Raw genomic sequence first — 1,761 nt, 5'->3', positions numbered from 1 at the left:
AAGCACCCGGTCGCCCTTGTGTGGCTGAACCATGCGAACCTCCTCTTAACTGTTACACGCGACATTAGGGCCGTGACTGTTGTGGGCACGGTGCGACACGCGGGCATGTCGGCTACGTCCCGACGCGGCCGTAGCCGTACAGGTTGGTTGACCACAGGGTGATCTCCTCGACGGTCTTGCCCGGCGCGGGGGCTTGGACGACCCGATCGGCGCCGGTGGCGTCTTTCCCGGCGTAGATCGCGACGTGGTAGATCCCGGCCGCGGTGGCGTCGTTGCTCCAGAAGATCAGGTCCCCGGGCTGCAGGTCCGCGCGGCTGATCCGGGTGGTCGCGGTGTACTGCTCGCGGCTGGTGCGGGGCAGGGTGATCCCGGCGGCTTGGTAGGCGCGCAGGGTGAGCCCGGAGCAGTCGTAGCTGTTGGGTCCGGTCGCGCCGAGGACGTAGGGCATGCCCAGCTGGGTGCGGGCCCAGGTCAGGGCCTGGCCGGCGGCCGCGGTGACCGCGGGCACGGTGGGCCTGGTGGACAGGTCCACGCCGCGGATGGCGAAGAAGGCGTCCGGGTCGACGGTGACGCCGTCGAGGTGGACCTCGAGGTGCAGGTGCGGGCCGGAAGAGTTGCCGTTGGATCCGACGTCGGCGATGTGCTGGCCGACGGTGACGCGGTCTCCGACCGCCACGTGCACCCCGGTGGGGTACATGTGGACGTACCAGGTCTCGATCCGCTGACCGGTGGCGGGGTCGGCGCCGTGGTCGATGATGATGTTGCAGGGGGAGCGGCCCTGGAACGCGGTGCAGCTGGACCGGGTCACGAGCCCATTCGCGGCGGCGTAGATGGGTGTGCCGGCCGGCGCGGTGAGATCTTCCCCGGCGTGAGCGTAGGAGCCGCGCCAGGTGCCGTAGTTGTGCCAGATCTTGCGCAGGTCCGGCAGGGGGTGGGTCCACCCGTCGGCGCTGATGACACCAGCCCGGGTGGTGCAGGACTCCCCGTCGACGTCGAACCCGGCCAGCTGCACGAGCAGCTCCCCGGCCGGGTCCCAGCTCTTCCCGTAGTGGTAGGGGTCGGCGTTGCGCTGCACCCTGTGCGCCGCGATCGTCGGCTCCAGTTCCTCCCACCCTTCAACGCCCTGGAGCGCGCGGTAGAAGTTCGTCGCGCTCTTCGTGGGGTCCATCCGGTCCTCGTACGTGCCCCACGCGCCGTTGTCGCGCTGCTGGAACAGGCCTCGGCTGTCCGGGCCGGGTCCGTCGCCGTGGTCGAGCACGCGCAGCGAGCTCTCCCCGATAGCGGTCATGACCGCGATCTGCTGGCCTCGTGCGGAGATCCCGAGAGCCTCGCCGGCGTTGATGATGAGCGCGGCGTTGGTGACCTGCTCGCTCGTCCACGACCCCACGCTCGGAAGGGCTGCGGTGTCGACTTGGACGCTCGACGTCGACGGCGTGCACACCGCGGCCGAGGCCTCGTCCTGGCCCAGGACCACGCCAACCACGACGGCGCCGAGCCCGAGGGCTGCCGCGGCGGCGGCGCCCAGGAGGCCGGCGAGCTTCACCCCGCCTCCTCGGGTGGGGTGATTCGCTCGCCGAGCCAGCCCGACGTCTCACTCTCCCGTGACAGGAGCACCGTGTAGGTGCCGACGTCGGTGGGCACCTGCACCCAGGCGACGTAGGGCGAGGACTCGTCGACGACCACGCCCTCACCGGTCACGACCGAGGCCGGCACGTTCGCGGGGTCGACCGAGGAGTACACCTCTGCGGCGGCCGGCGACAG

The 1,761-nt window shown here is 70.8% G+C and carries 1 protein-coding gene and 1 pseudogene; both read right to left on the bottom strand.

Annotated features, from left to right (window positions below; translation table 11 throughout):
- Positions 1 to 112 precede the first annotated feature (112 nt).
- Complete coding sequence (locus tag FH969_RS14845) at positions 113 to 1,543, bottom strand: peptidoglycan DD-metalloendopeptidase family protein (protein ID WP_139987973.1); 1,431 nt, start codon at positions 1,541 to 1,543, stop codon at positions 113 to 115.
- Positions 1,540 to 1,761 (bottom strand): annotated as a pseudogene (locus tag FH969_RS15365) (hypothetical protein); the annotation flags it as partial. The pseudogene FH969_RS15365 and the gene FH969_RS14845, both read right to left, overlap by 4 nt.

This window comes from Miniimonas arenae (assembly GCF_006351005.1).
GTDB classification, from domain to species: Bacteria; Actinomycetota; Actinomycetes; order Actinomycetales; family Beutenbergiaceae; genus Miniimonas; species Miniimonas arenae.
This window is presented reverse-complemented; position numbering and strand designations above follow the sequence as displayed.